This is a genomic window from Rhodococcus sp. NPDC057529 (genome assembly GCF_042802055.1).
In the GTDB taxonomy this organism is placed as follows: domain Bacteria; phylum Actinomycetota; class Actinomycetes; order Mycobacteriales; family Mycobacteriaceae; genus Rhodococcus_F.
Genome location: NZ_JBHVEY010000027.1, coordinates 33,543 through 59,649 on the forward strand (window position 1 = coordinate 33,543; position 26,107 = coordinate 59,649).

Here is a 26,107-nt window from a genome sequence, read left to right on the forward strand (position 1 = left end):
TTCCATCCGCGGTATCCGCTACGCGAATGACACGAGTCCTACCGTGGAAGTCCTAGAAGGTCCCAGCGATTCCTTCCGTGAGCCACCCGATCGAGTTCGATCGCGTGATGCCCTTTCCGCTCGCGACGAGGATCGCGTGCCACCCATGCATCGGTCGCTCGCCTGATGCCGTCTGCTACGTCTTTCGCAGCGAGAATGTAGATCGACTTGGACGATGTCGACAGATCGACGAATGCCCAGAATTCCGCGCCGGTGTCGTCGTTCGCCAGGCTTTCGTCGTTCTTCTGCGCCTGCCAGGTGCCCGCGGTGCGCGTCTTGACTCTGACGATCAGGGGCGAAGCACCCGGGCGAATGATCCGCACAGCTGTACGTCTTGACATCGTCACGCGTTCGCCATGCGCGCCCTTCGCGCGGACGGCCTTCAGGAACCAGTCGATGCCCAAGTCCGCGGTGCCGGCTTGCTTCGATGAGCCTGATTGCTGAACACCCGGAAAGGCGGTATGGACGTGTCCGACCGGTGCGCACTCGGCCGGCGTCTCACTCTGACGCTTCGAGCCGAGTGGACGCCCCGACCTGTCGTGGAGAACCCACAGCTCCCAACCATCAGGGTCGCCTGCCTCGCCGGGATCGTGCCGATTGATCACAGCGGCTGCCGCCGACGACGGATCCGGAAAGCGGCGCCCCTTCAGCTCGCCCTTCGTGATGTTGGTTTCTCCCGTCGGGTCGCACACAGCGAGCGTGCGAAATCCCGCACAGTCGAGGTACACCCGCCATCGACGTCCGACCGCGGCTGATCCGACCGGCTCCTGCACCGCTGGGGACGCGGGAGCAGTCGGCACCGGTGTCGCCTTCGAGACCGGCCTCGGCGCCGGTTTCACGCTTCGGGGCGGTGCGGCTCCCGCGGCCCGTGACTGCACGGGCGTGACAAGCGGCTTCGGGCTCACCAGTGGTGATGCCTTCACGGCAGGCGGTGGCGTCTCCGGCACTTCTGGAGCAACGATCTCCCAGAGCTGCGCCAGGCGCATCGTAGACAGGGCAGCTAACGGCGTGCCCGCGACTGCAGCGGCCAGCTGTTTGGTGCCTGCGTCTCCTCCGAGAGTCGAGGCCAGCCGTGCGAGTTCGCGGAGTCCCAGTTCGCGATCTTCCACGGGCACCGAGATGTGGCCGCCTGCTACGAACCAGCCGTCGCACACCCAGCCCCACGTCATTCGTGCATCGTCGTCGAGTGCGTCCAGCTCGTCAGCGAGTCGGCTGAACGCCTCGCCGTGCAGCTGGGACTCGTCCAGCAGGCCGGCCTTCATGATGATCTCGTCGACCGACGCCAGCCCTTCAAGCGCATCGAGCGCAGTCAGGAACTTGTCAGCCGACTCCTGCGGTGACTCCTCCGTGTGAACCACTACCTCGCAGTATCGAGCCAGGCTTCTGGTGAGCTCGAGAATGGCGGGTGTAGCCGAAGCGTCGCACAGTACGACGTCGGGATGTGTGACGACTCCGTCGTCGGGAGTTCCAGCACCCTGCACGTGTATGTGGACGAATCCGGGCCCGTCCTCCGACCCTGGAACGAAGCGGCATCTCTGCACAGCGGATAGCAACGCTCGCCGCGGATGAGTGGGAAACGGAAAGTCTGCCTCCGCGGCCAACTCCTCCCGGGTAATCCACACATACGGGTGGTCGATAAGGATCTGGCCATTGATGCCGTCGTACCGCTCCACCGCGTCTCCCTCCCACTCAGGCCTATGCCGGGACGCTCAATGGGTAGTCGCCCTGGTGGCATAGTGCGTTACGGTCTGTTCATAAGTCTTTGCGGTCATGGACACGTATAACTCCGACGTTCGGATCGAGCGCGTCGAACGAGCACCGCCAACCTCCGAGTAGTCCACTTCGACGACATGGTCGGGTGCTCTGGCTATTGTGAGGTCGAACAGCGAACACGGGGACGCCGATCTGGTCGTCGTCCGCAGTCTCGAAAGGATCCACTATGGGCGTCACCCTGGCCAAAGGCGGCAATGTTTCCCTGTCGAAGGCGGCACCGAACCTGACAACGGTGTCTGTGGGACTCGGGTGGGATGCGCGTAGCACCACCGGCGCACCCTTCGACCTCGACGCAAGCGCCCTTGCCACCGGCCAGGACCGCAAGGTGCTCTCCGACCTTCACTTCGTGTTCTACAACAACCTCCGCTCCCCCGACGGTTCGATCGAGCACACTGGCGACAACCTCACCGGCGAGGGAGAGGGCGACGACGAATCGATCAACGTCGACCTGTCCGCCGTTCCACCGAACGTCACCAACATCTTCTTCCCGGTCTCCATCCACGACGCCGACACCCGCGGCCAGTCCTTCGGGCAGGTCACCAACGCCTTCATCCGCGTCGTCGACAGCACCACCGGCATAGAACTCGCTCGCTACGACCTCACCGAGGACGCTTCCAGCGAAACCGCAATGCTCTTCGGCGAGGTCTACCGCCACAACGGGGAATGGAAGTTCCGCGCCATCGGACAGGGCTACGCCTCCGGGCTCGCCGGCATTGCACGCGACTACGGCGTCAACATCTGACAACTCCGTAGAGCGCCGGGTTCATCACGCCCGAACGGCCCCAGCGAGAAGGTTAAACAACTTAGCACCTGACTCGCTGGGACGTTACGTCTCGAGCACATTCGGTTCCATGCGATTCTCGCATCTTGCCGGTCGGGCAATGTCGCTCAGCTGGTCGACAAAGTAAGCCGGGCCTCTTCGCCATTGCTAAGCGCCTCGTCGTCGTCCTGCCCGAACTCGGCTTTGAGTTCTGCGTCGAAGTCAGGGCGTGAAAGATCGTCACTGACTACGTCATCGACAGGTATCGACTTACCGTCGCTTCCTCAATGAGGGACACAAGCTGACGCTGCCGATCAACCATGAACGCTTCGAATTCGTTCGACCGAAGCAGGTTCGGATTGAGCTTCCGCCCACCTGTCGCTTCTTCTTCCTCCCGGCCGCCACTCACAACAGCCGGATGCCCGTCGACGTCGGCCGACACGACCTTCGCGTCAGGTTGTGCGGCACATGCGGGCACCGTTGGGCGAATTAACGGGGCGACATCAGATCCCCATGCGTCTGGCCAACTCCACTCCCCCGACGTCGCGGATGAAGTCCGGGTCCCCACACACCACGAGCTGATCGCGCGCCCGCGACAATCCGACGTACAGCCGCTCCCGCGAACGCTCTTGCACCACCTTCTCGTTGAGCGCCAGCACGACGGCACGCCGTTCGAGTCCCTTGAACCCCAGGACGTGCCCGTAGAACACCTGCTCGGTATCCCAGAAGCTGTCCCAATACGCCGCGTTGCCCTCCGTCTGCCGGCTCACCTGTTCCGGGTGACGGCTGCCCGTGGCAAGCAAGGCCAGATCCTCGGGACGCCAACCCTCGTCCATCAAGGAATCGATCCGGTCGTCGGCAATCTTCAGCGCGTCCTCCGCCGCGCAGGGCACGAAAAGTACGTCGGGGCCTTCCCCGCCGAGCAGGCGCATCCGCTGTCCCACCAGCGGTGTGAACGAGTCAGCAATCTGACGGGTGTTTCGCAGATTGTGATCGAGCACCAGCGGGACCAATTGAATCGGCGGAACGCCCTGCCTGTCGAATACCCGCTGCCCCTCGTCGCTGAATACGTAGATGCCTCCGGCTTCGTCGTCACGCAGCGCTGCCAGCAGCGGACCCCACCAGTCATCGGCGAAGTCTTGTGCCTCGTCCACGACCACCGCGTCGAACCGATCGCGCAACGGCAGTGCCGACGCCAGCTCGGCCATGTGCCGCGGCAGGTCGTGTTCCCAGAACTGCACGGTGTCGGTGTTGCGGATGCTCTCGTCCGGACCCTCGGGCGCTCCCCACAGTTGACCCAGCGCGTGGAACTCACCCACGTACGCGGGACGCTCCTTGTAGGACCAGGTGGCGGTCAATCGCTCGAGATACGACGCCAACCCGTGCGAGTAGCAGATGAGTGCGACGCGCTGCCCCTGCTTCGCCAATCGCCGCGCCTTCTCGACCGCGAGGAACGTCTTGCCGCTTCCGGCGCCGCCGCGCACCTCGACCCGGTGCAACAGCCGGATCGCGTCGAGTATCGCCGACTGCTGGGCGGTGAGCGCATCGGCCGCGTCTTCGTGCGCGATCGCCCGCGCGACCACGTCGCGTTGCGGCAGTCCGCGTCCGGAGAGGACCGTTGTGAGTTGATCGACCGCGCCCTCGGACAGCGCCGGCCGATCCAACTGCTGGCCGGACAGCACCTTCTGCAGTCGCGACACCACGTCGTCCAGGTCACCGCGGTCGATCACCTTCCACCGTGGGCATTCCGGCAGTCCGAAGTCGTCGGTGAGTTCCGTGTTGGGGAAGACCACCACGTGGTCCCATCGCAGCCGCCCCTGACTCCAGCGCGGGTCGGCTTCCACATAGCTCCGCAGGGCATACAGCGCGTCCCGTGCCTGCCGAACCGGGTGAATGACCGTCGGCCCTTTTCGCTGCTCTTGGTACCAATCGCTGCCGTCGTGCCAGATCTGCCCGCCCTTCACCTCCAGGCAGACGATCCCGTACCCCTCGAGCGCCACGACGAAATCGATCTCGTGGTCCTTGAGTCGGTCGGTGACCCGCTGGTTTGCCACCACCAGGTCACCATCACCGAGCTGACCCAACAGCGCATTCCACACCGATTCCTCGGAACCATTCACCAGGCGCGGATTCTCGGGGATGCGGATCACCATGCGGATACTTTCGCACGGACGGTTCAATTCAGCTCTGCGATCCCGGCTGGAGTTTTCCGTGAGTAGTAGTTTTGCGGTGTGGACACTTCGTGGCAGGACCCCGGTGCCGTCTCGTCGATGCTCGACGATTGGGAGACGTGGGCGATCGTCGGGCTCTCCGGCAATCCCGACCGAACGGCGTACCGCATTGCGGAGTTGCTGCAGCGCCGAGGAAAACGAATCGTCCCCATCCATCCCACCGCACCGACCGTGCTCGGCGAGCAGGGGTACGCCACACTCGCGGACGTTCCGTTTCCGATCGACGTCGTCGACGTCTTCCGGCAGTCCGAGGCCGCCGGCGAGTTCGCGGACCGGGCCGTCGCGGTGGGCGCGAAAGGCGTCTGGTTCCAGTTGGGCGTCATCGACGAGGCTGCTTTCCAGCGGACGACCGCGAAGGGCGTCGCGATGGTGATGGACACCTGCCCGGCGATCGAGTGGAGTGCGCGGGAATCAGCGTGACCGTGGCCGGGCTGCAGTCCGACCACGCGGCTACGGCTACTCTGGACCGGAATCGTGCAAATCGGACAACGGTCTGACGCGCTCAGTCAATCGGAAGGTTCCCACCTGTGGCCATCGACTACACCCGACGCCCGTCCGCCCCTGCCGCCCCGCAGAGCGGAGTGAGTCTGAGCAAAGTCACCTTGTCGAAGGCCGCGCCGTCGGTCAGCCTCACGAAGTCGGGTGAGCAGCAGGGTGCGATGCGAGTGAATCTCAACTGGTCGTCGGGCGCAGCGCCGCAACCGAAAAAGGCCGGCTTCTTCGCGAAACTTGCGGCCGCCGCGGGCGGCAATAACGGCGTCGACCTGGACCTCGGCTGTCTCTACGAACTTGCCGACGGATCGAAGGGTGTCGTCCAGGCACTCGGCAACAGCTTCGGATCGCTGCAGACTGCGCCGTTCATCCAGCTCGACGCCGACGACCGCACCGGCACCGTGACCGGCGGCGAGAACATGCATATCAATCTCGACCGGACGGAAATGTTCAAGCGCATCCTCATCTTCGCGATGATCTACGACGGCGCACCCAACTGGGCAGCCGTCGACGGCGTCGTCACCCTCTACCCCACCAGCGGCCCCGAGGTGGAGGTGCGACTGGACTCGGCGAACAGCTCCGCTCGCATCTGCGCCATCGCGATGCTGCAGAACACCGGACAGGGCATCACTGTCACCCGCGAAGTGAAGTACGTCGAAGGCAGTCAGGCCGATCTCGACAAGACCTACAGCTGGGGCATGAAATGGGCCGCCGGCCGCAAGTAGCAGCGTCCTGCGATCGCGGGTGTCTTGACGTGTCGGCTGACAGAAGCGCTAAGCCAAACGTCATGGCGCGGCCAAGCACGTGACCGCCGGGCGTCCGTGCACTCCTGCACACGGCCAGAAGCCATTCTGGGGTAGAGCGCAGACTTTTCGGAATACCCGGTCCCCCCTCCGCCAACGGGAACACCGGGACCGGGCCCTACACCGAAAGGAACCACAGTGCGCACACAGCATAACCCGTTCCGCCACGAACGATTTCCATCCTGAGACCGCAGCCACGCGCGCCCTCACACACCGTCACGCATCCCCGCGTCCTGGACTTTGTATGCCGCTGCCGACACTGCGAGGGGTTTGAAATACACTTCTCGCGGCCGTGCGGATTCAGATCGGGGGGATCCAAATAGCATTGGAGTGAGGGGAAGTCGGCGCTATCGACGCGACGTGCCGTACCAGCCAACTGGCCGCCGTGCGTGAAGTGCCCAGGAGACGGGTCAAAAGATGACAAATGTGCCGAGAAGAGCCGCGACAACCGGCCCCGGCTATTGGAAAGCGGCAACGCTTGGCACTCCAGCATGGCTCTCATTGGTCGTCGCGGGATTCTTTGTTGTCGCTCCACTGGTGGATGCACTACTCCCCGGCGACCCCGCCGACGTTTCTGTCGAGTTGGCCGCCGTCGGGACCGAAGCCGTCATCAGCATTCTGGTTGCGGTCGCGCTGTTCGCGAGCGGATCGGCGGCCCGGCGTGGACTTGCACTGGGAATTGTCACTGCTGCGTTAGTGAGCGTGGAATTCGCCGCAATCCACTTCGCGATCAACATCGATGCGAAGTACGCGGTGGCTCCGTGACCGAGAAGACTGACAGTTGGTTCGGTGCCGCCACCTACCTTTCCATGGCGACTACCGTCGTGCTCGTTGTCATCGGAATCGTGAATCCCTCGACCGAGTCGGGCACCCCGGCCTGGGCATGGGTCGCTCTCATGCTCGCCCTTGTCACAATGGTTGCGTTCTTCATTGTCGGACAGGTCTATCGGCGCATCGCGTGTGGAGTGCTCATCGGGTTGTTGACGCCGCTCTGCGCGTTGCTGGCGGTTCCGATCGTGGCAGGGATAGGTCACATTGTCGGTGCAGTCTTCGGGTAGCACCGACACACACCAGGCCGCATACGCATCGATCGATTGTCACGCGCGATCGCGCTACCGTCGGGACCATGTTCAGTACCGAGATCGAGGTGCGCACCGGCGCTGAGCCAGTGGTGTACGACCTGACCCGCGAGATCGAGAAGTTCCTCGCGTCGGCCGGCGCCGGCGATGGCTTGCTGCATGTCTGGGTGCCGCACGCCACGGCAGGACTCGTCGTCATCGAGACCGGAGCCGGGAGCGACGACGACCTCCTGCGCGCGATCGACGACGTGCTCCCCCGCGACGACCGGTGGATTCACCGCCACGGCAGCCACGGACACGGCCGCGACCACGTGCTGCCGGCATTTTTGCCGCCCTACGCGTCCGTGCCCGTCTTCGACGGCTCGCTCGCGACGGGCACCTGGCAGTCCGTGTGCCTCGTCGACACCAATGTCGACAACCCGGTGCGGCACGTCCGGTTCAGCTTCCTCGCCGGCTGAGTCGGCACCGGCGGGACGCGTCCGATCACGCGCGCGCGAGTTCCAGTGCCGAGGAATAGATCTCGGGGAGGCTCGCCGTTTCATCGCTGGATGACCGATCCACCCACGTTTCCAACGCCGCCCGGAGCACGGCGACCGACACGTCGACCGCCAGGCGAATCTGTAGGTCGGAGCAGTCGAATCTCTTCGACACCGCATCGACCAGGGCCGCCGTCCGCCGCACACTCTCGCGCGCCAGCACAGCACGCAGCGCCGGTTCCTTCTTGATGAGCCTGTTCACCCGCAGCAGTCGCCGGCAACGTGGGGACGAGCTGTCCGCGTACATCGCCAATGCGTCCGCGAAGGACGTCTCCAACGCGCGCCTCGGAGAGAGGGTCGCGTCGAGTTGGTCGAGCCGTGATGCCACGACCGACTCGAAGGCCCAGTGGTCGCGGAGCGCGGCCTCTTCCTTCGTGGCGAAGTATCGGAAGAACGTGCGCTGAGACACGCCCGCTGCGTTCGCGATCTCCCCGACGGTGGTGGCCTCGACACCCTTGCGCTCGAACAGTGTGAGGGATGTCTCACTGATCTCCACGTTCGTCTGCTCACGTCGCCGCTCCCGCAGCCCCAACGGGCCGCCGGGCAGGTCAGACGGCACGGGGAACACTTCAGATCTGGTCATCAACGGCCTTCGCTATCGGTAGGAGAACCCCACGGGGCTGATCGTTCACATCCGGACATCCGTTGTCAACATGGCAGCGTGTGTCACAATGTATGCGAAGGGTAGGTAATCAATGAATCTCAATATCGGTGACATTTTCCTGTACCCGCACCATGGGTCCGTGACAGTCACAAAGCTCACGACCCGGATGTTCAACGATCTACCCACTGATTACGTGCAGTTCGAAGTCGCACAGACCGGGCTGTCCATCGAGATCCCTGTCGCGAAAGCCGAGGCCATCGGCGTTCGGAACGCGATCAACAACGATGAAGTCGGTCGAGTCTTCGACATCCTGCGCGGGCCGACGGTCGACGACCCGTCCAACTGGTCTCGTCGGTTCAAGGCCAATCAGGAAAAACTGACCGTGGGCGGAATCTTCACGGTGAGCGAAGTCATCCGCGACCTGATGACCCGTTCACAGGAAAAGCCCCTGTCGGCCGGCGAGAAGCGGCAGCTCGAGCACGCGATGCAGCTCGTCATTTCCGAACTCGTCCTCGCGATGAAGTCCGACCCGGACGAGACTCGGCGCCGCATCGAAGCGATCTACGAATCCGCCGACTCTCCCGCGGCGGTCGCTGCAGTCTGACGACACGAAAATCGGCGGCAGCCCGGACGAGAGTTCCGGGCTGCCGCCGATGTCGTCGAGTCGACTTGCGACCTACCACATCTCCAGCACAGATCCTGAGATCAGCTGCTGCCGAACAGATTTCCGAGCGAGCCGGTTCCCGAGCCCTGCCCGTAGGTGATGATGACGGTGGGTGCCGCGTCCGCCGCAGCGGCGGCGAAGGTCCCGCCCGGCGCGTAGGACGAGCCACCACCACCTCCGCCACCGCCGTAGTTGTCGGCGCCGCCACCGCCTCCGAACCAGCCGCCGCCACCGCCGCCGCTCGCGCCTGCAGCGACGCCTCCGATTCCGGCTTCACCCGGCGAACCGTGCGGGTCACTGCCACCGTTGCCTCCGACGCCACCCGCGACCCCGGTCGCACCGCCGCCGCCTCCTCCGCCGCCGCCCGCTTGGCCGTCGGGTCCACTCGGGGTCAGGTTCCCTGCGCCACCGATGTACGTGTCGCCCGCACCGCCGCCGCCTGCCGCGACGATCTGGCGATCCGTCAGCTCACCTGAGCCGGTGCGAACGTCGGACGCCCCGCCTCCCCCGCCGGCACCGGCACCACCGGCTCCGCCGCCGTTGTATCCGGCCTGCCCGGTGCCGTCACCGCCGTTCCCGCCGACCTGGATATACAGCGCGTCACCGGCGGCGACCGTCAGCCGCCCGGTTACGACCGCCGCGGCGCCGCCGAGGTTCTGACCACCGTTTCCACCACGTCCGCCCGTTGCCGTCACCGCCAGACTGGTAATGCCTTCGGGGACCGTGAACGACTGCGCACTGCCGGTCGAGGTGAACGTGCAGGTCACCTGGGTTCCGGTGCCTTGCACACAACCGGCAGGCAGCGCGGTCGGCGCGGCAACCGCCAGGCTGGGGGCGAGCAGCCCCGAGGCACCGACTACGGCGAGTCCACACATTCCGGTTGTGTACCACCGGCGGCGTGATCGAACGAGATTTGCGGTCAAAGCAGTCTCCTGTCGCAACGCGAGCATGTGAAAGCTGGTCCGAGTGGAGCATTCCACAGCGTCCGGCTTCCAGTGGGTATTACGGTCTCCGGGTCGGCTTTCGCACAAAAGCACCAGTTCACGGGCATGGCATACCGCTAATCGGGACCCGCGGTATCGCAATCCGCGTCGAAAGGTCACTATGAAGGTAAGTAGAACTAATTTGTTCCTCTAGGCAACGAGGTATGCACATGAGCGACGCAGCGCCCATCGGTGACGGGATCTTCCAGATTCCGGTGCCGATCACCGACAACCCCCTCGGACACACCCTGGTGTATGCGATGGAATCCCCCGGCGGCCTGATCCTCGTCGACGCCGGCTGGGACGACGACAACGCGTGGGCAGGCCTCACCTCCGGACTCGAGGCCATCGGGCACTCGGTGAAGGACGTGGAAGGCGTCGTCCTCACTCACTTCCACCCCGACCACACAGGTCTGTGCGGTCGCGTCCGGGAGGCCTCCGGGGCGTGGATTGCGATGCACGAATCCGATCACGAGATGTTCGCGCACATGTCGACGAGCCACGATCCGCAGTGGCTGGAGTATCAGAAGGCCAACATGACACGGGCCGGCGCCGCCCCGGCGGACCTCGAGGCGTTCGAGAAGTCCGCGGCGGGGAAGCCGCCGACGGGTCCCGATTCGGCACCCGACCGTGTCCTGGTCGACGACGAACTCATCGCGCTCACCGGTCGCGGCCTGCGCGCCGTCTACACCCCGGGCCACACTCCTGGCCACATCTGCTTCTATCTGGAAGACGCCGACGTGATGTTCACCGGCGACCACGTCCTGCAGAAGACGACGCCGCACGTCGGCAACTTCGTCTATCCGCTCGAGGAACGCGACGCCCTCGCCGAGTTCATGGACTCGCTGCGCCGCGTCCAGACCATGAACATCACTCGGGGTCTCGGCGCGCACGGCATCCCCATCGACGACGTCGCGGGCCGCGCCGGCGAACTCATCGAGCACCACGAAGAGCGACTCGACCACCTGTACAAGGCTTTCGGCGACGACAGAATCACCGTGTGGCAGGTAGCCGAGCGCATGAAGTGGTACAAGCCGTGGGCCGACATCTCCCCCATGGGCAAGGGCATGGCGCTGTCCGAGGCAGCGGCTCACCTTCGGCACCTCGTCGCCCGCGACCTCGTCGCCCAGGTTCCCGACAGCGAACCCGCCGTCTTCGCCCGCCGCTGACACGTGAGTGGCAAAGCGTGCGCGAGGACGCTTTGCCACTCACGTGGGTGGGGTCATCTCCAATCGCACGCCGAGGAGACGGACTTCGCGCTCGTGGTCGAGCCGATCGACCAATGCTGCTGCCGCGTCGGCGATCACGTCCGGATCGAACGTCGGCTCGGGTAGCGGCTTGCTCGTCGTGTGGGTGTCGAACGGGGCGTAGCGCACCTTCAACGCCACTCGCACCGCCTTGCGGTTCTCCGCGAGGATGTCCTCCCGGACCCGGGCGGCGAGGCGTCGGATCTCCTCGGTGACGGCCTCTCGGCCGGCGAGGTTCTGCTGAAACGTCGTCTCCCGGCTGTGCGACCGCGCCACCCACGGTTCCGCGGACACCGGGGAGAGATCGATTCCGCGACCGATCCTCGCGTACCACGGGCCCATGGTCGGACCGAGCGTCGCGGCCAACTCCTGATCCGAGGCGTCGGCGAGTTCGCGCACCGTATTGATACCGAGCGCGGCAAGCTTTTTCGAGGTCTTCTTACCGATCCCCCACAGCGCATCGGTGGGGCGCTCCCCCATGACGGCGAACCAGTTCTCCTCGGTGAGCCGGTAGATGCCCTGCGGTTTGCCGAAGTCCGTCGCGATCTTGGCCCGTAACTTGTTGTCGCCGATACCGACTGAACAGTGCAGCCCTGTTGCTTCGAGGACGGCGTCGTGGATGGTTCGGGCGAACGCCTCCGGATCATCGGTCTCGACACCGAGAAACGCTTCGTCCCAGCCCATCACCTCGACGACTGCGTCCAGCTTCCGCAGGGTGTCCATCACGACGCCCGATACCTCCATGTACGCCTCGGCATCGACAGGGAGGAATACGGCGTCGGGAATCTTCCGTGCCGCGATCCGCATCGGCATCCCGGACCCGACACCGAATTCCCGTGCCTCGTACGACGCCGTCGACACCACCGCGCGCTCGGTCGGATCCCCACGACCTCCCACGACGACGGGACGTCCCCGCAGCTCGGGGTGCCGCAGCACCTCGACCGCGGCGATGAACTGGTCAAGATCGACATGCAGCACCCACCGGCGACGCGGCGGAGTGCTCATGAGACCAGTGTGCCCGACCCATTCGTCCGGGAACCCCGGAATCTGCGGAGTTCCCGGACGGGGCCACGGTCACCGTTCGTTGCGTTCCTGCAGGTCGTCGGCGTGATCACCGAGGTCGCGGCGGTTGAGCCTGCGTGACTTGCCGAGCTTGCGGAGCGTCGGGATGGTCTCGCGGGCTGCGACACCGATGCCGCGCCGCTTGCGCGGAGAGCAGAGCGCGCAACCGCGATAGGTACGTGAGGGGTGGTGGGTAGGCATGCCGCCTCCGATGGTGACTCCGCGCGAAGCGAAGAGTTCAGAATACATCGGTGCCGTCGGTGGGCGGTAGCAATTCGTCGGGGAACCGATAGGAGCATCCGAGTTCACTGGTGGACCGGGTGCCCCAATTGTCCCGGAACCAGGCCACGCAGGTGTTCGCGATCAGGTTGACGTCGCGGCTGAAGAGATAGCCGTCGGTACAGTCTTCGAAGTGGCCGTCGAACTGCCAGATGTCGAGTGGCAGGTTCTCGGTGGAATAGTCGGCGAGCAGCAGGTGCCCGAGTTCGACGCGTGATCGACGGAGCATCAACACACCGCCGGCCAGAACCTGAATCTGCGCGCAGACGACTTCCTGGTCGTCGTCCTCACTGACGTAACTGTTCGGGCCGATCTCGACGATGAGCGCGACGGGTTGATCGACCAGCGAACCCGTCAACCACTCGACCATCCCCGCCCACGAAACCTCGGGCAACTCGGTGGAATCGACCATCCCCATCACCTTCCCTTGCTCGCGACCAACCACGACAGGGGCTCTTCGGAAGCCTCCCTTGCGTCGTATCAAAGCAGAAGGTCACGACACGTGTGGCCTGAACGCGCTCCGCTTCGGCGGGTGTCGCTCACGCAACCGACTCACCGCAAGAAACATGGGTCGAATGCGACTGCCCCGCTGCATGTTCGACTCTCGGGACAACAATCGGGCCCGTCACCCACCTACATCGACAGCACCATCTGGGCGAAGAGGCGGCCCCAGACGGGGTCCATCGGCTGGTCGCGCTGGACCCAGCCCTTGACCATGGCGCCGGTGAGTTCGAGGAACGAGATCGTGGGGCGGGCGAGCCAGAACACTTCTTCCCGGCCGACGACCGTGCCGTCGCTCGTCTGCCAGCCGAGGGCGGCGAGTCCTTCGGCGATCACGTCGCGGCGTTCGACCGACGTGGTGCCGGCGGCGAGGGTGAGGAGCACGAGGTATCCGGCCTCCCGCTCGATGGGCTCGTCCGCCAGGGGCAGCCGGTCGAGTAGGTGTGCCCACAGCCGGCCCGCATCGCTCGCCGTCGCGGAGCCGAGTTTGGTCCGAATCAGTTTGCCCTTGTACTTTCGCGCCAGTCCGAGGGCTTTGGCGTATTCACGGAGCAGGTGGACCGGCCGCTGATCCGACTCGCGGTTGCTGGTGGCGGGCCAGTCGTCGAAGCCCGGTAGTTCCTGCCGCATCTCCGCCACGACGGCCGGTGGCAGGTACCCCGCCTGGGTCAGGGTGATGCCGTCGGGACCGATGCGGTTCAGGAACCACCGCAGGTGGAACGTCGCCGCTTCCTGCGCTTCACGGATGTCGCCCAGCCGGTCGGTGAGGTGCGCGCGCTCGAGAAGCGAAAAGACGTGCGGGGCAGCCTGATGGGGGATCCGGCGCAGCAGTGCGGCGAACTTCGAATCCGACACCGGCGGGTGATCACGAATGACGGCTTCGAGCCGCAGGCCCCGGTTCACGGTGTCGACGCCGAACGATTCGGGTGCGAAACCCGGCCCCACCCACGCCCCGGCGTCGTGATGACCGGGGTGCGACGGCGTCGCCAGGACCTTCAGCAGGTCGTCGTATCCGCCCGGCCCGCCGCAATCCTCGGGCGGGCAGGCGCGGGCGCCGGCGAGGCAGGTGACGGTCGGCTCCGAGGCGTCGGCGTCGATCCGTTCGAGCACGATCGTGTGCTCCCAGCCGTCGCCGAAGTCGTACAGATAGGACAGCTGCTCCCCCGGTTCGGCGAGCACCTGATCGAGCCGCACCGCGTCCTCGCACAACTCGTCGTCTTCGTCGGCGAAACCCTCGTCGATGCTCTCGCGCATGTCGTAGCGCTCCGACGCGGGCGGCTCACCGCCGACCCACGAATGCAGGTGGCTGTCCTGCCAGCCCATGATCGTCTGCACGATCGGATGCAACTCGTGCAGGCGCAGGTTCGACGGCACCACGAACTGGCGCCAGATCGGCGGCGACACCTCGTCGAGTTCGATACGCAGGTGGTAGCCCGCGACACGGTGTCGGCCCCGCCGTTCGGACGGCCGGACGATCACCGGCACGTCAGGAACGACGGACAGGTGTCGGCGTTTACCCGAAGCGGTCATGGCGTCATGGTAGGCGGGAGGCAGAAGTGTCCGGCACAAGTGGTGACGATAGCGTGAAGGCATGTCCGTGTCCCCACTTCTCGCAGGTCGATACCAACTGCGGGGAGTGCTGGGCCGGGGCGGGATGGCCGACGTCCACGACGGGTGGGACCTGCGCCTCAAGCGCCCGGTCGCGATCAAGGTGCTGCGCCCCGAACTCGCGTCCGTCCCCGACACCCGCCGGCGGTTCGAGGCCGAGGCCCGGCTGGCCGCGACGTTGAACCACCCGAACGTGGTCGCGGTGCACGACTGCGGCGAGGACGCGGGAGTGGCCTACATCGTGATGGAACGCCTGCCCGGGCGAACCCTCGCCGACGAGATCGCCGCCGGACCCGTACCCGACGCGCGGGTGCGGTCGATCCTCGCCGACGTGCTCGCCGCCGTCGGCGCCGCGCACGGTGCCGGGATCCTGCACCGCGACATCAAACCGGGGAACGTGCTGTTCACCGCGTCGGGCACGGTGAAGGTCACCGACTTCGGCATCGCGAAGAGCGCGGCGTCCGACCACACGGCGACGGGACAGGTGCTGGGCACCGTGGCCTATCTCAGCCCGGACCGCATCCTCGGCACACCCGCCACGACCGCCGACGATCTCTACGCGGTCGGCGTCGTCGGCTACGAGGCCCTCGCCGGGCACCGGCCGTTCGCCGGCGACAACATCCTGTCGCTCGCCCGGGCCATCACCGACGGGGCGGCCCGACCCCTCCAGGTGGTGCGTCCGGACGCCGATCCGAACCTCGTGCACACGATCGAACGGGCGATGTCCCGCGATCCGCGGCAGCGGCACGCCGACGCCCGGTCGATGCGGGCCGCCGTTCTCGGAACGCCCGTCGCACACCCGCCGCCGACGAGGGCATACACGCCCACCACATCCGTTCCTCCGCCGGCACCCGAGCGTCGGCGACCCGGGAGGACCGGCGTGATCATCGCCGCCGTCGTCGCTCTGCTGGTGGCCGCCGCCGTGGCGGCACTGGCCATCGCGTCGCAGAATCAGAACGGCACCGTCGGTCCCGGCCCGAGCACCACCGCCGTCGCCCCGCCCCCGGCGCCGGTGTCTCCCCCGAGCGGCACAACCGTCGACGTCGAACCCGTCGCACCGGCCCCTCCGGCCGACGCCCCGAAGACCGGCCCGGGAAACAGCAACGGCAACAACGGGAACGGCAAGACCAAGGACAAGGACAAAGACAAGGACGGCAACTGACCTGATCGGCGTTGCCGCGGTCGGGGCGTGCGCCCATCAGGAGCCGCGACGCTCGTCCACCGCGGCCCGGACCGCGGGCGCGACGCCGGTCGCGAACTTCCTGACCTGGTCGAGGTCGTCGCCGTCGGTGCCGAAGACGAATGTGTCCATTCCCGTCTCCACCACGAGGTCCGTCAGTTGACTCACCCATTGCTCGGCGGTGCCGTGGAACAGCGTGTCCGACCGTGTGTCGCTCACCCGCCCGAACACGTTGTAGACGCGCACGATCGACGCCGGGTCGCGGCCGGCGTCCGCGGCACCCGCGTCGATCTTCGCGTGCATGCCCGGCAGAACCTCCGGCGGGAAATAGGAACTCGACGGCACCCACCCGTCGGCGGAGCGCCCCAGCGCATGCAGCAACCGTGGGCCGCCAACGCCGAGCCAGATGCCCATCGGGTGTGCCGGGGCGGGCCCGGGATGCACGCCGTCGAGGCGGTAGTGCGTGCCCTCCGATCGGACGGCCCGCTCACCCGACCACATCAGGCGGATGACCTGCACGGCCTCCCGCAGTGCGGTCGCGGCCTGCCCTGGCGTGCGGACGTCACCACCCATCGCCCCGATCGCCTCCCAGAACGCGCCCGCACCCAACGCCAGTTCGAACCGGCCTCCCGACATGACATCCAGGCTGGCCGCGGCCTTCGCCATCACCGACGGCGGTCGAAGGGGCAGGCACGCGACGTCGGGAAACACCCGCACCCGCTCGGTCCGCGCCAGCAGCATGCCCATCAGCGACCAGCAGTCGAGGAATCTCGCCTGGTACGGGTGATCTTGAACGCCGATCAGGTCGAGTCCGGTGTCGTCGGCGAGCGCGGCGAGTTCGAACGTGTTGGCCAGCAACTCCACCGTCGGGGTGACGAACACCCCGAACTGCGGGGTCCTGCCGTAGTCGGTCATGGTGGCGTCCCTTCTCGGATCGCTGTGTTCCCCTTCGATCATCCAACACCGTGGCCGCTGGGAACATCCGGTTCGTCGCGCGGCATAGTGGGTTCATGACAGACGACACGAAAGACGCTCCCGCACCCGACGTCCGGGACGCGCCCGAACACCACCGCTTCGAAATCCGTGTCGGTGACGAGCTGGCCGGGTTCACCGAATACCTGGACCACGAGAATCAGCGGATCTTCTTCCACACCGAGATCGGCGATCAGTTCGCGGGCCGTGGCCTGGCCAGCATCCTGATCCGCAGCGCGCTGACGGAGACCGTCGGGGGCGGCAAGCGGATCGTGCCGATCTGCCCGTTCGTCGCCCGCTACCTCGAGAAGCACGACGACTTCGCCGTCGACGTCGACCCGGTCACCCCGGACGCGATCGAGGCGGTGCGGCACCGGCAGCGCTGATCAGGGTGCGCCGTCGGCGCCGCGCGCCTCCTCGAGCTGCCGGATGAGGGTCGCGGCGTCGTACGGCCCGCTGTGCCGGGTGAGGTCGGCGCCCGTCGAACCGAGGTAGAACGTGGGGGTCCCCCGGAAATCGCTCGACTCGGCGTCGAGTTCGTCGTCGTCGACGCGGTGACCGTACGTGCCTTTGCGGATGTCGTCCTCGAACCGGTCCATGTCGAGCCCCAACTCGGTCGCGTAACCGAAGATCTCGTCCTCGGCGAGGGCGTCGCTGTTCGCGAACAGGTGGTCGTGCATCTCCCAGAACCGGCCCTGGGCGGCCGCCGCCTCACTTGCCTGGGCGGCGAACCGGGCGTGCGGATGGACGGCGTCGAGCGGGAGATGCCGGAAGACGTAGCGGAGTTCGTCCCCGAAATGGGCCCGCACGTCCCGGATGCTGCCGGTGGCCTTGCTGCAGAACGGGCATTCGAAATCGCCGTACTCGACGAGGGTGAGCGGCGCATCCACCGGCCCGCGCACGTGATCGCGGCCGGTGGCGACGGACCGGAGCAGGGTGAGTCCGGCCGCCTCCGTCGGCGGGTGCACCCAATCCGAGATCCGGAACAGCGCCCACCCGAGGACGGTGGCGATGACGGCCGCCGTCAGGACGCCTACCCGGGCGTCGTTGGCCAGTTCGGGCGAGTCGATGGCCAGGTCGACGATGAACAGCGAGATCGTGAAACCGATGCCGGCCAGCGCGCTGCCGCCGGCGATCTGCGACAGACTCAGCCCGGGCGGCAGACTGCCGGGCCGCAGCTTCGAGAACAACGCGGTGGCCGCGGTGATGCCGACGAGCTTGCCGACCACCAGGCCGAGCACGATGCCCCACGCCAGCGGAGACCGGGCCGCGTCCGTCAATGTCTGCCCGGTGATGACCACGCCGGCATTGGCGAGCGCGAAGATCGGGACGACGAGGAACGCGGTGTAGGGCTGGTAGAAGCGCAGCAGCCGTTCGTTGACGGACACCGCCCGCAGCACCCCGAGCTGTGCGGCGCGGGCGTAGTCGGAGTTCGGTGACTGCCGGAACGCCCTTGTGAGCTCACCTGCCCGCTCCACCTCGCTGCGCCGCGGCGGATACACGGGCAGGATCAGCGCGATCAGCACACCGGCAAGGGTGGGGTGGACGCCCGACTCGTAGAACGCGACCCACGTGCCGGCCGCGACGACGAAGTAGACCACGCCCCGCCACACCTCGAGCTTGCGCAGCTTGAGGATCAGCAGCAGCCCGACGCACCCGAGGAGCAGCGGTCCGAGCCGCAGGTTGTCGGTGTAGAAGAAGGCGATGATGGCCAGGGCGCCGATGTCGTCGGCCACCGCCAGCGTCAGGATGAACACGCGCAGCCGGGCGGGGCATCGGGGTCCGACGAGGGCGAGTGCGCCGAGCACGAACGCCGTGTCGGTGGAGACGACGACGCCCCACGCACTGGCCTCGGCCCCGGTGGGGTTGAGGAGCAGGAACAGGACGGCGGGCAACGCGAGCCCCGCGATCGCGGCGAGCAGCGGCACGGCGGCGCGGGCGCGGTCGGTGAGCTCGCCGATCGTCAGCTCGCGTTTCACCTCCAGCCCGACGACGAAGAAGAACAGCGTCATCAACCCGTCGTTGACCCAGTGCTTCAGGTCGAGACCGATGCTGTAGTCGCCGATCTGGATGGTCACCGGGGTGTGCCAGAACGACTCGTACGAATCACCGATGTTGGCCCACACCAACGCGAGGATCGTGGCGACGAGGAGGAAGCCGGCCGACAACTTGTCGTCGTCGGTGTCGTCGCGGATCAGGGCCAACCGCGCCGACAGTCGGCGAAGTGTGGTGGGGCTGCTCTGCTCGACCGTCATCTGGTCCTCCCTCACCTTCTCGACCGCTGGCCAGCCTAATGCCGTGACGCTCGAGGCGCCCAGCTGTCCGGAGAACCCCGATCCGGCCGCGATATCATCCCGCCATGGGATCGAAGCGGGGTAGGAATCCAGGCCAGAAGCGCGCGGCAAAACAGCAGGCACGCCAGCGGAGGAACCGCTCGACACCTGTGCCGATGTTTCCCACTCCCGCCGTCGACCCGGCGCTCATCGACAACTTCGTCCAGTGGCTGCACACGGGCGATCTTCCGGTGGATACGGATCTCTTCGGGCACCTCGTGGAGTCGACACTCACCAACCTCGCACGCGGCCGCCGCGGATTCCGCGCCACCGGCTGGCTCCCCGCGGACGCGCACACCCTGCTCGATGTCGCCGATCAAGTAGCGGCAGAAGCCACTGACGACGTCGAGGACGTCGCCATGGCGATCGTCGCCTCGGCCCTGACCTTCCTCAACTATCTCGACGAAAACCAGCTGTGGACCGGCACCGAGGACAATCTCATCCATTGCATCGAGGACCTCGTCGAATTCCTCGAGCCGCAACCACCCATCCTCCTTCCCGAAGACATCGCGCTTCCCGCCGTGGACGAAGATGACGAGCTTCGCGCACTCGCCTCGCTTCCGGTGATCACGACCCTTGCCGCACTGGTCGGGTGGGTCGGCACGGGCGCGCCCGTCACCTCCACCAAGGTGCCCAAACCCGTCTCACTTCCGGATCTCGCTCACGCATTGGGTATCGATCTCGCCGTCGACTCCGACGGGTTTCCGCGTGCGCGGAAAATCCGTTCGATGCGCGACGTACCCGAAATGCTGGAGTATTGGGAAACCGCGGAAGAGATCGGCCTGATCACCGTCAACTCCACGCGGGCGGTCCCCGGACCGAACGCGGAGCTGATCACCGAACGCTCAACCCGCGCGCTGCCGCTGGTTCGGGCGGCTGTCACCGAATACGTCCGCAGGCAACTCGTCACGGGTCAACGTCATCCACTCGACCCCACTCATCTCACCGATATCGTGGTGATTCAGGTGATCTTGGCGGCGATGACAGCAGAGCCGACTGCCAGCCCGGAAGACGTTCCGTTCGACGACGAGCAATCGCTGATGGATGACTTCGTCTACGACCGTTTGGACACGCTGGTGGAACAGAAGTTGCTCACCAAGGATGGCGCATACCGAGTTCCGGCCGCGCTGCGGCCTGCCGTCCTTCATGCCGTCCAACTCGCGAGTTCAGAAACCGAGTTTGCATCTTCCGAAGTCGTGGATTCACAAGTTACCGTGCGGATCTCATTGGAAGGCACACACATTCCAATCTGGCGTCGCATTCGACTCGACGCCACACTTCCGCTCGCCGCTCTCCATGACATCGTCCAGTCGGCGTTCGGGTGGGAAAACTCTCATCTCCACGAGTTCTCCGCCGGACCGGCGTACTCGGGCGGCAAAGTGTTCATTCCCGCCGCCGACATCGCGCACCGTGATGTCGTGGGTACTGCCGTCCCGGAGGAGGAGGTCGCGGTCGGTTTGTTGCTCAGCTCGGTCGGCGACTGTCTCACCTACCTGTACGACTTCGGTGACGACTGGATCCACCACATCGAGGTCGAATCGGTCGACGACCCTGCACCCGACTCCCCTGCCGCGCTCTGCCTCGATGGACACAACATGGCGCCCTACGAAGATTCCGGCGGGCCGTGGGGCTGGGCTCACAAGATCGAAGCCAGCGCTGACCCGCGTCACGAGGAACACTCGGAGATCCGGGAGTGGCTCGGCCTTCGCCCAGGTCAGCAACTCGATCCGACATCGTTCGATCGAGACCGGGTGAACAGAGCCTTGGAGACGTTGTTCGCGTAAAGGGAGCATCCGAGTCGGTGTCCGCGCATCACGGGCGGACACCGAGTCAGACGTAGTTCTCGAGAACGAACTGTGTAAATCCCTTGCGGATCAGGCGCACGGCCTGCTTCTGCCCCTGGCGCAGCACGGACTTCGGCACCCACACCTTCGGTTCCACCGCCATCGTGAGCTGAACCGACGTCCCGCGCGGGGTGGGGACCAGTCGGTACTCCCCTTCCTGGCACTTCTGCTTCTCGCTCTCGAGAAGCGTCCACGACATGTGCTCGTCGCCGATCCACTTGTGCTCGGCGAGCTGAGTGTCCGAGACACCGAGAACGGCGAGCGTCATCCGCACGGTGCGGGGGCGTCCGTCGTCGAACCGGGACTCGACGACCACCTTCTTGTGCACCGCCGACCACTCGGGGATGCGTTCGACATCCACCAGCGCGGCCATGACCTGTTCGGGGCTCGCCGCGATCTCGAACTCGCCTGATACCGACAACGCCATCTAGTTAGTCTCCTCGTTTCCGGGTGCGCCTACGTGAGTGGCATTGGGTCCTCCAGCACGCTTTGCCACTCACCTGACCTACAGTTCGGACGCGTAGCGCTCCAGCATGGCAGCAAGTTCCCCGGGGCGCGCGAGTGCCGCGAGATGTCCCGAGTCGATGACCTCCGGTGCGATGCCCAGCCGCTCCCGGACGATCCGCTGCATGAAGTCGAGCGGGAACAGCCGATCACGGCTGCCTGCCACGACCCGCGTCTTCACGAACGGCCACGCCTCCGCCTGCCACACCGTCCCGAACGGAGTATCGGACATGACCGGCTCTTCGTGGCTGAACGCCTCCTCCGTGACGTCGTCGGGCACGTCGTGGAAGAACAGCGCCCGCAGGTCGTCGGGCGCGTCCGGGTCGCGACCCTCCAGGAGGTCGAACGCCCGCTTCGCCTCCGGCTGACCGGTGGTCTCCCACCACCGCCCCGGCGCCTCCCCCGGCGCGGGCAGCATCGGCGCCACCAGCACGAGCAGGTCGACGTCGACCTCGCCGCGCTGACAGACGATCGCCGCGGTGAACGCGGACATGGACTGCGCGACCAGCACGATTGCCCCCTCGACGTCCTCGACCGCATCGACGACGACGTCGGCGAACTCGTACTGGCCCGCGTCGTCGTCCCCGTACGGCAGGTCGACGGCGATCACCGAGTGCCCGCTCCCCTCCAGGATCGGCGCGACGCGGTGCCAGTACCACGAGTCGGAGCCGGCGCCGGGCAGCAGAACGAAGGTTGCGGGCATCTCGACTCATCTCCTGTTCCGGGACACGAACGGGTCGAGTCGAGCCTAAGCGCTACGTGAGCGGGAATGCGCGTCCGAGGACACTTTGCCACTCACCTGTGGGAGTGAAACGGCAGCGCCGCCGGGGGCGATACACACCATAGATCGGACGAGTCGATCCGATCGTGCCGGGAACGACCACACACGACGAGAACCGAGCTGACATGTTCACCAACCATCTCTTCGGCGGAATGACCGAACAGGAAATCGACATCGAGATCGCCGACGAGTTGGCGGCCTGACGCAGTACCCCGATAAGTGAGTGGCGCCGCGCTCCCCGGCACACCGTGCCGCTCACGTACGAATCGCGTTCATGCTCAGCGCCGATCGGCCGGTTCGCCCCTCCGCACGGCAGCCATCGCCAGCCGCTCGAGATCGTCCGCGGAGTATCCCGGCCAGCCGTGCAGGATCCGGCGCCACCGGTCCGGGACCGCCGACGCACCCCACCGGGCACCGAGCAACCCACCCGCGATCGCCGCGGTGGTGTCGGTGTCGTTGCCCGCCCGGACGGCCCGCTCGAGGGCCAGCCGAAGGTGATGCGGCCCTGAATCGTCGGCGCCGCTGATCGCCCACCACGCCGTCTGCAGGGCGTGGACCACCCAGCCGTTCTTCGGGAAGTCGGCGGGTGTGCCGCGTTCCGCCCGGTCGAGCAGCGGTCCCCAGTACTCGCCGACCTCGGCCGGCGCCACCTGCAGGTATCCCCGGACCCCGTCGAACGTCCCGAACAGCACCGCGTGCCGGATCGCGTGGGACCACAGCCGGCACGCCTCTCCGGCGCGCTGATCGTCGTGAGTGAGGGCGCCGATCTGGAACGCGGCCTCGGCGCACGCCTCGGCGTCGTCGAGATACGCCAGCGCGACCGGCGCCGTCCGCATCAGCGAACCGTTACCGCCCTTCCTCCCCGTGATGCTGCGCGCCCGCTCCTGCATGGCCGCGGCCGAGCGGTCGCGGGCCGACAGCACGGCGCGCGTCTGATTGCCGACGTCGGGCGGATTCGAATCGATCCACCGAACGAACTGCGCAGCAACGGCATCCAGCCCATCACCCCGGCCGATGTCCACTCCCGACGCTGCCACCTCCGCGACGACGACGGCCATCGACGTGTCGTCGGTCCACTCCCCCGGCGCCCAGTCGAACATGCCGCCGCCGACCATGTCGATCACCGCATCGACCGCCGGGGTGGTGAACTCGTATCCCGCCCCGAGTGCGTCGCCCGCAGCAGTGGCGATCAATACGCCTGCGGCCCGGTCGGTCTGACGTTCGGTCAGCTCCACAAATCCCCCTTGAATCGAATTTGCTCCAAGGTTAGATCATTACCGCTCCAACTTGCAAGGCTTCTACGTGTCGGCAGGTCGGCGTAGCGTCACGTAAACATTGTCGACGGAGGAGTGCTCATGTCGGGCGAACTGTCGTTCTTCGAACTGGGTGTGGCCAACACGGAGCAGGGCCGAAAGTTCTACTCGGCGTTGTTCGGCTGGGAATTCGAATCCGGACCCGGCGGATCGGGTTATTCGATCACCACCCCGAACGTCCCGGGCGGGATCCACGGCGGCGACGAGGGCGCCGGCCCCTACGTCTTCTTCCGGGTGCCGGACCTGGACGCCGCGGTCGAGCACGTGCTGGCACTCGGCGGCACAATCGATGCGGTGGATCTCGGCGAGGATCCGGAATCGGCGGCGAAATTCGGACGATTCAAGCTGTGCCACGACGACCAGGGGTCCGCATTCGGTCTGCACCAACCACCCTCCGGCAGCTGAATCAGCGCGCCCGGAACGGGGTTCCCGGGCGCGCTGATTCGGATCGATCGGTTACGGCTCGTTCGGCGAGTCGCCCCCACCCTCGTCACCGCTGTACGTAGCCGGTTGCGGCAGTCCGTCCTCGGGGCCGTCGCACCAATTGTCGTACTGGTTGTACGGTTCGGCACCCCACGCCGGGACGTTGTTCTCGTACGGTTCCGCCCAGTCGTCACAACCCGCCGGGCCGTACGGCGGAACGCCGGGAGGCAGAGGCGCAACATTATTGGGCGCCCGCACGGGTACGGCTACTGAGTCGAGCGCGTCACCCCAGGCGACACCGGATGTTCCCAAACCGATCGAGGCCGCGAACACAGCGACCGCAGCCAATCTCATGCCGACCTTCATCGTTGCCTCCCATAGGTGAATAACGCTGCCTAAGGGCTGTACCCAAAGACAACGTAAACAATCCTCGAAGCGCGAATTTCGTGGATGAAATTCGACCGACGGTCGGTTTCGGTTCACGACCCAGCCACACGACGGCACAGGCCTCGCGTGAACGATTCCGTCGAATCAGGGATTGACCGTCCGGCCCTGGTCGTCGTTGACCGGCGGCTGCTGCGCGGAAAGCCCGTCCTCGGGACCGTCGCACCAGTTGTCGAACTGGTTGTACGGATCACTGCCCCACGCCGGGACGTTGTTCTCGTACGGTTCCGCCCAGTCGTCGCATCCGATCGGACCGTTCTGCGGGAATCCGGGTGGCATCGGCTGAATGACATCCGGCCGACGCACCGGCACCGCCGAGTCGAGACTGCCGCCCCACGCGACACCGGATGCTCCCAACCCGATCGAAGCCGCGAACACTGCCACCGCGGCCACCCTCCTACCCATTCTCATGATTGCCTCCGTTGGTTTCATGGCCTCCCCGGGTGCGGTACCCAGAAACCCGGAAAACAATCCTCGACGAGGGTGTTTCGTCCAGAAAATTCGACGATCAGTCGGTTTCGGGGCGGCAGCGCACATACATCTCGGTCACCGACGTCAGCACCTGCTTGCCCGACCCGTTGAGAATCTCCGTCGCGACGGTCACCAACGCCCGCCCACGACCGTCCGGATTCACGTCCTCGATCAGCAGGTTCCCGGTCAACACATCACCCGGCCGCACCGGCCGAAGAAAGTTGACGTCGCGCATGCGGCTCCCCGCGATGACACTCCAGCGGGCGTAGAGAGTGGTCGCCGACAGCCGCTGGCACACCGCGATCGTGTGCACCCCACTCGCGATGAGACCACCGAAATAGCCCTCATCTGCGGATTCACCGTCGATGTGGAACGACTGCGGATCCCACTGCCCCGCGAACTCGAGCACCTCCTCCTCGGTCACCGTGTACGAGCCCAGCTCGAACTGCTCGCCGACCCCGAGGTCGTCCGCATAGACGACGTCACACTTGCTGTCCACCACAAACCGTCCGATCATTCGCTCGTGCCTCCACGAACACGGAGACTCCGTCGAGGATATGACCGCACGCCGGCCGCGGCGACGGCGCCCTGCCGCCCGCAGCAGCAGGAATGCGGTCGTCAGTTCTCGTCGTACCTCGGCCAGCCCGGAAACGGAGCAAGCGTCGGATACGGGGCGTCGTGCGGGAGGTTCGCCTTCTGCGGTCGCGCATCCCTGGCATCGGGCATCCGCGAGTCGCACTCCGAATACGCGTTCTGATCGCGCGCAGCCTGCTCGTGCCCAGCGATCTTCCAACCAGCGAATACATCCGCTGACGGAGCACGCTCTGCGCCCTTCGCAGCACGCGACTCAGAATGGACCGACAGCATTTGCTCAGGCGCCACGATCCTCACTGTTTCGGCCTGCGGGGACGGGCCCGTCAGATTGAAGAATCGATCGTCCTTCTCGGCCATTACGGAATAGTTGCCCGAACACACTGTGGCGGCCCACCCATCCTCGGTCGGTGCGAGCGCCAGTACGTGCTCGAACTGGGTACCGACGAGTCGTTCCAGGCCTGAACCGTTCGAATAGTCGAAGTCGACCCGGTCGCGCTGCTGCGACGTCGCATCAGCGAAACCTGGGTAGCCTGCCGCCAACGCATGGCCATGAATCGCGAGATAATACGACTCCATGTACGCCCGGA

General features: G+C 66.0%; 30 protein-coding genes. 12 read left to right on the plus strand and 18 right to left on the minus strand.

The features are described from left to right. Nucleotides 1-38: 38 nt before the first annotated feature. On the minus strand, nt 39-1,301 hold the full coding sequence (locus ACFU5V_RS36125) for a hypothetical protein (RefSeq protein ID WP_378705374.1): 1,263 nt from the start codon (nt 1,299-1,301) through the stop codon (nt 39-41). Nucleotides 1,302-1,978: 677 nt separating this feature from the next. On the opposite strand from ACFU5V_RS36125, the gene ACFU5V_RS36130 reads away from it, so the two are divergent. After that, on the plus strand, nt 1,979-2,554 hold the full coding sequence (locus ACFU5V_RS36130; protein ID WP_378705376.1) for a TerD family protein: 576 nt from the start codon (nt 1,979-1,981) through the stop codon (nt 2,552-2,554). A 265-nt stretch (nt 2,555-2,819) separates the two neighbouring features. Here the strand turns inward: ACFU5V_RS36130 and ACFU5V_RS36135 are convergent, their stop codons facing one another. Further along, nucleotides 2,820-3,014 carry a hypothetical protein gene (locus ACFU5V_RS36135; protein WP_378705379.1) on the minus strand — a complete coding sequence of 65 codons (195 nt, stop codon included), beginning with the start codon at nt 3,012-3,014 and terminating at the stop codon, nt 2,820-2,822. Between the two features lie 61 nt (nt 3,015-3,075). Then, entirely contained in the window at nt 3,076-4,725 is a 1,650-nt protein-coding gene (locus ACFU5V_RS36140; protein WP_378705382.1) for an NERD domain-containing protein, read from the minus strand. Between the two features lie 78 nt (nt 4,726-4,803). Between ACFU5V_RS36140 and ACFU5V_RS36145 the strand changes: the two genes are divergently transcribed. The 5 genes from ACFU5V_RS36145 (at nt 4,804) to ACFU5V_RS36165 (ending at nt 7,635) form a co-directional block, all read left to right on the plus strand. Next, nucleotides 4,804-5,223, plus strand: a complete 420-nt coding sequence (locus tag ACFU5V_RS36145; protein WP_378705385.1) for a CoA-binding protein — start codon at nt 4,804-4,806, stop codon at nt 5,221-5,223. A 107-nt stretch (nt 5,224-5,330) separates the two neighbouring features. After that, the gene (locus ACFU5V_RS36150) at nt 5,331-6,020 is read left to right on the plus strand and encodes a tellurium resistance protein (protein ID WP_378705388.1); all 690 of its coding nucleotides are present in this window, start codon (nt 5,331-5,333) and stop codon (nt 6,018-6,020) included. A 495-nt stretch (nt 6,021-6,515) separates the two neighbouring features. Beyond that, nucleotides 6,516-6,863, plus strand: coding sequence for a hypothetical protein (locus ACFU5V_RS36155; protein WP_378705389.1), 348 nt, complete (start codon nt 6,516-6,518; stop codon nt 6,861-6,863). Next, entirely contained in the window at nt 6,860-7,156 is a 297-nt protein-coding gene (locus tag ACFU5V_RS36160; protein ID WP_378705391.1) for a hypothetical protein, read from the plus strand. Before ACFU5V_RS36155 ends, ACFU5V_RS36160 begins: the two co-directional genes overlap by 4 nt. A gap of 68 nt (nt 7,157-7,224) precedes the next feature. After that, the gene (locus tag ACFU5V_RS36165) at nt 7,225-7,635 is read left to right on the plus strand and encodes a YjbQ family protein (RefSeq protein ID WP_378705394.1); all 411 of its coding nucleotides are present in this window, start codon (nt 7,225-7,227) and stop codon (nt 7,633-7,635) included. Between the two features lie 25 nt (nt 7,636-7,660). Here ACFU5V_RS36165 and ACFU5V_RS36170 read toward each other — a convergent pair whose 3' ends face one another. After that, a complete protein-coding gene (locus ACFU5V_RS36170) occupies nt 7,661-8,296 on the minus strand; it encodes a TetR family transcriptional regulator (RefSeq protein WP_378705397.1) in 636 nt (211 codons plus the stop codon). A gap of 112 nt (nt 8,297-8,408) precedes the next feature. On the opposite strand from ACFU5V_RS36170, the gene ACFU5V_RS36175 reads away from it, so the two are divergent. Next, entirely contained in the window at nt 8,409-8,921 is a 513-nt protein-coding gene (locus ACFU5V_RS36175) for a CarD family transcriptional regulator (protein ID WP_378705400.1), read from the plus strand. 101 nt (nt 8,922-9,022) lie between these two features. On the opposite strand, the gene ACFU5V_RS36180 is transcribed toward ACFU5V_RS36175, so the two are convergent. Further along, on the minus strand, nt 9,023-9,856 hold the full coding sequence (locus tag ACFU5V_RS36180; protein WP_378705403.1) for a hypothetical protein: 834 nt from the start codon (nt 9,854-9,856) through the stop codon (nt 9,023-9,025). 278 nt (nt 9,857-10,134) lie between these two features. Here ACFU5V_RS36180 and ACFU5V_RS36185 point away from each other — a divergent pair, with 278 nt between their 5' ends. Next, nucleotides 10,135-11,133, plus strand: a complete 999-nt coding sequence (locus ACFU5V_RS36185) for an MBL fold metallo-hydrolase (RefSeq protein WP_378705406.1) — start codon at nt 10,135-10,137, stop codon at nt 11,131-11,133. A gap of 39 nt (nt 11,134-11,172) precedes the next feature. On the opposite strand, the gene ACFU5V_RS36190 is transcribed toward ACFU5V_RS36185, so the two are convergent. The 4 genes from ACFU5V_RS36190 to ACFU5V_RS36205 form a co-directional block, all read right to left on the minus strand. Then, entirely contained in the window at nt 11,173-12,216 is a 1,044-nt protein-coding gene (locus ACFU5V_RS36190) for a DNA polymerase IV (protein WP_378705409.1), read from the minus strand. A 69-nt stretch (nt 12,217-12,285) separates the two neighbouring features. After that, on the minus strand, nt 12,286-12,474 hold the full coding sequence (locus ACFU5V_RS36195; RefSeq protein ID WP_378705412.1) for a hypothetical protein: 189 nt from the start codon (nt 12,472-12,474) through the stop codon (nt 12,286-12,288). Nucleotides 12,475-12,511: 37 nt separating this feature from the next. Next, nucleotides 12,512-12,964 carry a hypothetical protein gene (locus ACFU5V_RS36200; RefSeq protein ID WP_378705414.1) on the minus strand — a complete coding sequence of 151 codons (453 nt, stop codon included), beginning with the start codon at nt 12,962-12,964 and terminating at the stop codon, nt 12,512-12,514. Between the two features lie 221 nt (nt 12,965-13,185). After that, nucleotides 13,186-14,583: a plasmid pRiA4b ORF-3 family protein gene (locus tag ACFU5V_RS36205; protein ID WP_378705417.1), complete on the minus strand. Its 1,398-nt coding sequence runs from the start codon at nt 14,581-14,583 to the stop codon at nt 13,186-13,188. Between the two features lie 61 nt (nt 14,584-14,644). Between ACFU5V_RS36205 and ACFU5V_RS36210 the strand changes: the two genes are divergently transcribed. Beyond that, nucleotides 14,645-15,823 carry a serine/threonine-protein kinase gene (locus ACFU5V_RS36210; RefSeq protein WP_378705420.1) on the plus strand — a complete coding sequence of 393 codons (1,179 nt, stop codon included), beginning with the start codon at nt 14,645-14,647 and terminating at the stop codon, nt 15,821-15,823. A gap of 36 nt (nt 15,824-15,859) precedes the next feature. On the opposite strand, the gene ACFU5V_RS36215 is transcribed toward ACFU5V_RS36210, so the two are convergent. After that, nucleotides 15,860-16,756 (minus strand): LLM class flavin-dependent oxidoreductase, encoded by an 897-nt coding sequence (locus ACFU5V_RS36215; RefSeq protein WP_378705544.1) that lies wholly within the window; start codon nt 16,754-16,756, stop codon nt 15,860-15,862. A 95-nt stretch (nt 16,757-16,851) separates the two neighbouring features. Here ACFU5V_RS36215 and ACFU5V_RS36220 point away from each other — a divergent pair, with 95 nt between their 5' ends. Next, nucleotides 16,852-17,199: a GNAT family N-acetyltransferase gene (locus tag ACFU5V_RS36220; RefSeq protein WP_378705421.1), complete on the plus strand. Its 348-nt coding sequence runs from the start codon at nt 16,852-16,854 to the stop codon at nt 17,197-17,199. Here the strand turns inward: ACFU5V_RS36220 and nhaA are convergent, their stop codons facing one another. Next, a complete protein-coding gene (gene nhaA / locus ACFU5V_RS36225; protein ID WP_378705424.1) occupies nt 17,200-19,068 on the minus strand; it encodes a Na+/H+ antiporter NhaA in 1,869 nt (622 codons plus the stop codon). It abuts the gene before it with no gap. A 194-nt stretch (nt 19,069-19,262) separates the two neighbouring features. Between nhaA and ACFU5V_RS36230 the strand changes: the two genes are divergently transcribed. Beyond that, on the plus strand, nt 19,263-20,930 hold the full coding sequence (locus tag ACFU5V_RS36230; RefSeq protein ID WP_378705427.1) for a plasmid pRiA4b ORF-3 family protein: 1,668 nt from the start codon (nt 19,263-19,265) through the stop codon (nt 20,928-20,930). A gap of 46 nt (nt 20,931-20,976) precedes the next feature. Here the strand turns inward: ACFU5V_RS36230 and ACFU5V_RS36235 are convergent, their stop codons facing one another. The 3 genes from ACFU5V_RS36235 to ACFU5V_RS36245 all read right to left on the minus strand — a co-directional run bounded on the left by ACFU5V_RS36235 (nt 20,977) and on the right by ACFU5V_RS36245 (nt 23,510). Next, the gene (locus ACFU5V_RS36235) at nt 20,977-21,417 is read right to left on the minus strand and encodes an SRPBCC family protein (RefSeq protein WP_378705430.1); all 441 of its coding nucleotides are present in this window, start codon (nt 21,415-21,417) and stop codon (nt 20,977-20,979) included. 78 nt (nt 21,418-21,495) lie between these two features. Continuing rightward, nucleotides 21,496-22,197, minus strand: coding sequence for an alpha/beta fold hydrolase (locus ACFU5V_RS36240; protein WP_378430386.1), 702 nt, complete (start codon nt 22,195-22,197; stop codon nt 21,496-21,498). Nucleotides 22,198-22,553: 356 nt separating this feature from the next. Beyond that, nucleotides 22,554-23,510 carry an ADP-ribosylglycohydrolase family protein gene (locus ACFU5V_RS36245; protein WP_378705433.1) on the minus strand — a complete coding sequence of 319 codons (957 nt, stop codon included), beginning with the start codon at nt 23,508-23,510 and terminating at the stop codon, nt 22,554-22,556. Nucleotides 23,511-23,630: 120 nt separating this feature from the next. On the opposite strand from ACFU5V_RS36245, the gene ACFU5V_RS36250 reads away from it, so the two are divergent. After that, nucleotides 23,631-23,993, plus strand: coding sequence for a VOC family protein (locus tag ACFU5V_RS36250; protein ID WP_378705435.1), 363 nt, complete (start codon nt 23,631-23,633; stop codon nt 23,991-23,993). A gap of 51 nt (nt 23,994-24,044) precedes the next feature. Here the strand turns inward: ACFU5V_RS36250 and ACFU5V_RS36255 are convergent, their stop codons facing one another. The 4 genes from ACFU5V_RS36255 to ACFU5V_RS36270 form a co-directional block, all read right to left on the minus strand. Then, entirely contained in the window at nt 24,045-24,377 is a 333-nt protein-coding gene (locus ACFU5V_RS36255; RefSeq protein ID WP_378430383.1) for a hypothetical protein, read from the minus strand. A gap of 165 nt (nt 24,378-24,542) precedes the next feature. After that, nucleotides 24,543-24,866, minus strand: a complete 324-nt coding sequence (locus ACFU5V_RS36260) for a hypothetical protein (RefSeq protein ID WP_378430382.1) — start codon at nt 24,864-24,866, stop codon at nt 24,543-24,545. A gap of 97 nt (nt 24,867-24,963) precedes the next feature. Next, nucleotides 24,964-25,443 carry a MaoC/PaaZ C-terminal domain-containing protein gene (locus tag ACFU5V_RS36265; protein ID WP_378705437.1) on the minus strand — a complete coding sequence of 160 codons (480 nt, stop codon included), beginning with the start codon at nt 25,441-25,443 and terminating at the stop codon, nt 24,964-24,966. A 101-nt stretch (nt 25,444-25,544) separates the two neighbouring features. Further along, a complete protein-coding gene (locus ACFU5V_RS36270; RefSeq protein WP_378705440.1) occupies nt 25,545-26,096 on the minus strand; it encodes a hypothetical protein in 552 nt (183 codons plus the stop codon). Nucleotides 26,097-26,107: the final 11 nt, after the last annotated feature.

Excerpts from the sequence above, each read along its gene's own strand:
- ACFU5V_RS36175 (WP_378705400.1), top strand. The coding sequence starts at position 8,409 with ATGAATCTCAATATCGGTGACATTTTCCTGTACCCGCACCATGGGTCC.
- ACFU5V_RS36165 (WP_378705394.1), top strand. The coding sequence starts at position 7,225 with ATGTTCAGTACCGAGATCGAGGTGCGCACCGGCGCTGAGCCAGTGGTG.
- ACFU5V_RS36190 (WP_378705409.1), bottom strand. The coding sequence starts at position 12,216 with ATGAGCACTCCGCCGCGTCGCCGGTGGGTGCTGCATGTCGATCTTGAC.
- ACFU5V_RS36125 (WP_378705374.1), bottom strand. The coding sequence starts at position 1,301 with ATGAAGGCCGGCCTGCTGGACGAGTCCCAGCTGCACGGCGAGGCGTTC.
- ACFU5V_RS36270 (WP_378705440.1), bottom strand. The coding sequence starts at position 26,096 with ATGGAGTCGTATTATCTCGCGATTCATGGCCATGCGTTGGCGGCAGGC.
- nhaA (WP_378705424.1), bottom strand. The coding sequence starts at position 19,068 with ATGACGGTCGAGCAGAGCAGCCCCACCACACTTCGCCGACTGTCGGCG.
- ACFU5V_RS36265 (WP_378705437.1), bottom strand. The coding sequence starts at position 25,443 with ATGATCGGACGGTTTGTGGTGGACAGCAAGTGTGACGTCGTCTATGCG.
- ACFU5V_RS36155 (WP_378705389.1), top strand. The coding sequence starts at position 6,516 with ATGACAAATGTGCCGAGAAGAGCCGCGACAACCGGCCCCGGCTATTGG.
- ACFU5V_RS36205 (WP_378705417.1), bottom strand. The coding sequence starts at position 14,583 with ATGACCGCTTCGGGTAAACGCCGACACCTGTCCGTCGTTCCTGACGTG.
- ACFU5V_RS36140 (WP_378705382.1), bottom strand. The coding sequence starts at position 4,725 with ATGGTGATCCGCATCCCCGAGAATCCGCGCCTGGTGAATGGTTCCGAG.
- ACFU5V_RS36170 (WP_378705397.1), bottom strand. The coding sequence starts at position 8,296 with ATGACCAGATCTGAAGTGTTCCCCGTGCCGTCTGACCTGCCCGGCGGC.
- ACFU5V_RS36235 (WP_378705430.1), bottom strand. The coding sequence starts at position 21,417 with ATGGCGTTGTCGGTATCAGGCGAGTTCGAGATCGCGGCGAGCCCCGAA.
- ACFU5V_RS36250 (WP_378705435.1), top strand. The coding sequence starts at position 23,631 with ATGTCGGGCGAACTGTCGTTCTTCGAACTGGGTGTGGCCAACACGGAG.
- ACFU5V_RS36200 (WP_378705414.1), bottom strand. The coding sequence starts at position 12,964 with ATGGTCGATTCCACCGAGTTGCCCGAGGTTTCGTGGGCGGGGATGGTC.
- ACFU5V_RS36195 (WP_378705412.1), bottom strand. The coding sequence starts at position 12,474 with ATGCCTACCCACCACCCCTCACGTACCTATCGCGGTTGCGCGCTCTGC.
- ACFU5V_RS36220 (WP_378705421.1), top strand. The coding sequence starts at position 16,852 with ATGACAGACGACACGAAAGACGCTCCCGCACCCGACGTCCGGGACGCG.
- ACFU5V_RS36255 (WP_378430383.1), bottom strand. The coding sequence starts at position 24,377 with ATGAAGGTCGGCATGAGATTGGCTGCGGTCGCTGTGTTCGCGGCCTCG.
- ACFU5V_RS36130 (WP_378705376.1), top strand. The coding sequence starts at position 1,979 with ATGGGCGTCACCCTGGCCAAAGGCGGCAATGTTTCCCTGTCGAAGGCG.
- ACFU5V_RS36230 (WP_378705427.1), top strand. The coding sequence starts at position 19,263 with ATGTTTCCCACTCCCGCCGTCGACCCGGCGCTCATCGACAACTTCGTC.
- ACFU5V_RS36215 (WP_378705544.1), bottom strand. The coding sequence starts at position 16,756 with ATGACCGACTACGGCAGGACCCCGCAGTTCGGGGTGTTCGTCACCCCG.
- ACFU5V_RS36185 (WP_378705406.1), top strand. The coding sequence starts at position 10,135 with ATGAGCGACGCAGCGCCCATCGGTGACGGGATCTTCCAGATTCCGGTG.
- ACFU5V_RS36240 (WP_378430386.1), bottom strand. The coding sequence starts at position 22,197 with ATGCCCGCAACCTTCGTTCTGCTGCCCGGCGCCGGCTCCGACTCGTGG.
- ACFU5V_RS36180 (WP_378705403.1), bottom strand. The coding sequence starts at position 9,856 with ATGTGTGGACTCGCCGTAGTCGGTGCCTCGGGGCTGCTCGCCCCCAGC.
- ACFU5V_RS36260 (WP_378430382.1), bottom strand. The coding sequence starts at position 24,866 with ATGAGAATGGGTAGGAGGGTGGCCGCGGTGGCAGTGTTCGCGGCTTCG.
- ACFU5V_RS36210 (WP_378705420.1), top strand. The coding sequence starts at position 14,645 with ATGTCCGTGTCCCCACTTCTCGCAGGTCGATACCAACTGCGGGGAGTG.